The sequence below is a fragment of the Kytococcus sp. HMSC28H12 genome (assembly GCF_001816045.1).
GTDB classification, from domain to species: Bacteria; Actinomycetota; Actinomycetes; order Actinomycetales; family Dermatophilaceae; genus Kytococcus; species Kytococcus schroeteri.
On sequence record NZ_KV824594.1, the window covers coordinates 1 to 4,215 of the forward strand.

Sequence of the window (4,215 nt, forward strand, 5' to 3'; positions counted from 1 at the left end):
CGACCTCGGCGGCGGCCGCCGCGTGCGCGTGGTGCACCAGGTCGTCGGCGTGCTCACGCGGCCACGGCGCGGTCACCGGCTCGGCCCGCACCGGGTTCTCCGGCACCGGGTCGGTCGGAGGCATCGGCGCCCAGGCACCCACGGCGCACCGGTCGAGCACCTCGGTGAGGAAGTCGCTCGTGGGCGTGGGGGCGGCAGACTCCCCCCAGACCGATGCCGTGAGGTGCAGCCAGGAGCGCGCCCGGGTGACGCCCACGTAGGCCAGGCGCCGTTCCTCCTCGAGGGCGCGCGCCCCGTTGGCCCGGCCGAAGTCCTCCATCGCGGCGTCGAAGTCCGCCTTGTCCGCATCGGGCGGGAGGGTCCAGACCGGCAGGGACGGGGAGTCGCCGCGCAGCGCGAAGGGCAGCTGGCCGCTGGCCGGGGCCCACCAGGCGCTGTCGGTGGCCGGCCGCGCCACCCACTCGTCGTCCACGGCGCGCACGGTGCCGGTGCCGCTGGGGAAGGTGCCGGCCACCAGCCCGGGCACCCACACGGCATCCCACTCCAGGCCCTTGGAGGCGTGCACGGTGAGCACCTGCACGGCGTCAGGGTCCACCTCCACCGCGCCGGGCTCCAGCGCGCCGTCGTGCTCCTCGGCGGCGTCGAGCCAAGCCATGAGCGCCGAGAGGCTCGGCTCGCGGGTGCCGGCCTCGGCGAAGGTGGCCACGTGCTCGTGGAAGGCATCCAGGTGCGCCCGCGCCCGCCACACCGGCAGGTCCACCCGCGAGGCGAGCTCCACGTCCACGCCGAGGGCCTGCTCGGCCACCAGCGCCAGCTCGCCCACCCCGCGGTGCTGCGCGCCCAGGCACTGCGTCACGGCCTCGGCGAGCACGGCCAGCCGAGACCGGGCGGTCTCCCCGACGTGCTCGCCCTCCGGCCCGGTCCAGTCGGGGTCCACGGGGGTGAGCACGGCATCGAGCAGGGTGACCTGCGTCTGCAGCTGGTCGCGCCGCTCGGCCAGCCCCTCGTCACCGCGGGGGCGGGTGTTCCAGCGGCGCTCGAGCTCCCGACGCCAGGCGTGCAGGCCCACCAGGTCGGCCGCCCCGAGGCGGGTGGCCGGGCCGGTGAGCAAGCGCACCAGGTGGTCGCCGCGGGTCGGGTCGTCCACCACCGCCAGCAGGGCGCGCACGTCGGCCACCTCGGGCACCAGGAGCAACCCGCCCAGACCCACCACCTCGTAGGGCAACCCGGCGGCCTCCAACGCCTCGGTGACCAGTGGGAACCACGACCGCTTGCGGCAGAGCACCGCGGCCGAGGCCTCCCCGGGACGCCAGTGCCGGCCCAGCCAGGCCGCCCCCTCGGCGGCCTCCTGCGCCGGTGTGGTGCTGCGTACCGCGCTCACCACCGACTCCCCGTGGTGGCCGGGGCGGGGCGAGAGCTCGGGCAGGTCGAGGCGACTGGCCGCCCGCAGCGGCGCCGCCACGGCGTTGGCCACCTCGAGCACCTGCGGGGAGTTGCGCCAGCTCACCGAGAGCGAACGCTGCGTGGCACCGAAGGCCTCCACGAAGGACTCCATGGTGCGCGCCGAGGCCCCCCGGAAGCCGTAGATGGACTGGTGCGGGTCGCCCACGGCGGTGACGCTCACCCCGGCGTGGCCGGCGAACACCCCGCGCACCACCTGCAGCTGCGCCTCGGTGGTGTCCTGGAACTCGTCCAGCAGCACCGCCCGGCTGCGGGCCCGCTCCACCCGACCCACGGCCCGGTGGCCGCCGGCGAGCAGCGCCGAGAGCCGCGTCTGGTCGGAGAACTCGATGACCTGCCGCTCGGCCTTGACCTCCTGCCAGCGCTGCACCAGCGGCACCAGCGCGCGGCGGGCGGCGAGCGTCGCGCGCGCCCTGGTCACCGCGGCCGCCTCCTTGCCGCCCCGCACCGGGGCCACGGTGTCCAGCAGCGCATCGATGCGGTCGAGCTCGGCCTCCACCTGCGCGCCGGTCACGAGGTGGTCGCCCATCTGCCCGGCCAGGGTGCGCACGCCCTGCACCACCGACCCGATGGAGGTCAGCCCCTCGGGCAGGTCGCCCGGCCAGGCGGTGGCCAGGTCGGTGACGCCCTGCCACGCCTCCACCTCCGAGAGCACACGGGCACCGGGCTCCACGCCCACCCGCAGGCCGTGCTCGGCCACGATGCCGCCGCTCCACGCGTTGTACGTGGAGACCACCGGCGGCTGCAGCTCCTCCTCCCCAAGCACCCCGGCCCGGGCGAGCGCCTCGAGCCGCGCGCCGAGCCGTTCGGAGAGCTCCGCGGCGGCCTTGCGGGTGAAGGTCAGGCCGAGCACCTGGTCGGGCCGCACCACGCGGTTGGCCACGAGCCACACCACGCGGGCGGCCATGGTCTCGGTCTTGCCCGACCCGGCACCGGCCACCACGAGCTGCGCCGGCGCCGTGCACTCGATGACGGCGGCCTGCTCCGGAGTGGGCCGGTGCTGGCCGAGTACGTCGGCGAGGTCGGCGGCGCTCCAGCGCCGGCCGGCCGGCCGCGCTCCGGACCCCTGCGCCGGGTCGGTGGTGCCGGTGGGCTCGCTCATGCGACCTCCTTGCCCTCGGGGCGGGCCGGGCAGCTGGACCGGACGGGGCAGTGCCGGCAGGCCTCCCCCACCGTGGCGACGTGGCGGGCCTGCACCATCCCCACGCCGGCCTCGGCCACCCGGGCACGGTGGTCCACCGGCCCGTCGGCGAGGGCCGGCTGACGCCGGTCGATGGTGCCCACCTTCTCGCCGGAGTCGAGCTGCACCAGGGAGGCACCACCGGAGTGGTCACCGGCCTCGAAGGCCCCGGCCTCCACGGCCACCTGGTAGGCCCCCAGCTGGGCGTTGTCCGGCAGGTCCTTGGGCGAACCCACGTGGCCGGTCTTGAGGTCGGCCACGTGCAGCGCACCACTGCCGGGGTGGCGCTCCAGCCGGTCCACCCGGCCGGTGAGGCGCACCCCCTCGGCCTCCACGCGCAGCGCGAGCTCGGTTCCCACGAGCTCGCGGCCGCACTCGCGGCGGTAGACGTCGTAGCGGCGCAGCCACTGCGCCATCCGCTCGCCCTCCCGGCGCGACCACCACACCTCCGGCGAGCCGAGCTCCTCCCGCCGGCGTGCGGCCTCGGCCCGCAGCTCCTCCAGCGGGGCCTCGGGGTGCTCGGCCAGCAGGTCGTGGAGCAGCGTTCCGATCTCCTGCGCGCGACCGGGCGGGGTGCTGCCGCCGTGGGTGGTGAGGAACCACTTGAGGCCGCAGTCCTGCCAGGTGCCCAGTGAGGAGGGGCGCACCACCGGCAGCGTGCCGGGTGCCCAGGGGGCCTCGGCGGAAGACACCTGGCGCAGTGCCCACCACGCCTCGGGGTGGGCGTGGGGCACCTCGGCCCGCACCAGGGCGGCGAGCTCGGCGGCCCACGCAGCACGGGCCCCGGGGTCGGTGCGGGCCGTACCGGCACCCGCGGGTTCGTCGGCCTCGGGCACGGCGCCCGCGGCATGCAGGAGCTCGCGCCGGGCGTGCGCCACCTGGTGGCGCAGGTCCACCGGCACCGACCACGGCGCGAACTCGCGCTGCTCCACCCCCTCGGGCAGCGGGTCCACGAGGTCGAGGAAGGGCGAGGGGGTCTCCTCGGCGTCCCGCACCGCCGTGACCACGAGGCGCCGGGTGGCCCGGGTGCAGGCCACGAGGAACTGCCGTAGCTCGTCGTGGCGCACGGCTGCCAGCTCCTCGGCGATGCCGCCGGTGCGCCCCTCGACCAGCTCCACCAGCCGCGAGGACCCCACGAGCGATCCGCGCAGCCGCAGGTCCGGCCACACCCCGGTCTGCACCCCGACCACGGCCACCACCTCCCACTCCCGCCCGGCGGCGGCCTGCGGGGTGAGCACCTGCACGGCCTCCCGCTCCCGCCCCAGCACGAGGGAGTCGCGCGCCACCTGCGAGGAACGCATCCGCTCGGTGAACACCTCCGGCCCGGCGCCGGGGTGCCGCTCGACGAACTGCTCGGCCGCGGCGAAGAGCCCCAGCACGGCGTCGAGGTCGCGGTCGGCGCGCTGCCCGGCCACCCCGCCGGCCAGGGCCTGCCGCTGCCAGGAGGCCGAGACCCCCAGCCCGTCCCACACCGCCCAGAGCACCGTCTCGGCATCGACCCCGACCGCCCAGCCGCGTCCACCGGCGGCCCGCGGCGCAGCGGCCACCCCCGCCTGCAGGGCGGTGGCCAGCCG

At 77.0% G+C, this 4,215-nt stretch carries 2 protein-coding genes; both read right to left on the reverse strand.

Annotated features, from left to right (window positions below):
- The coding region (locus HMPREF3099_RS09370) for an ATP-dependent helicase (protein WP_070705711.1) at positions 1 to 2,563 on the reverse strand (2,563 nt) is incomplete at its 3' end.
- Positions 2,560 to 4,215, reverse strand: a 1,656-nt coding sequence (locus tag HMPREF3099_RS09375; RefSeq protein ID WP_141762104.1) for a PD-(D/E)XK nuclease family protein, incomplete at its 5' end; no start/stop codon positions are given. The genes HMPREF3099_RS09375 and HMPREF3099_RS09370, both read right to left, overlap by 4 nt.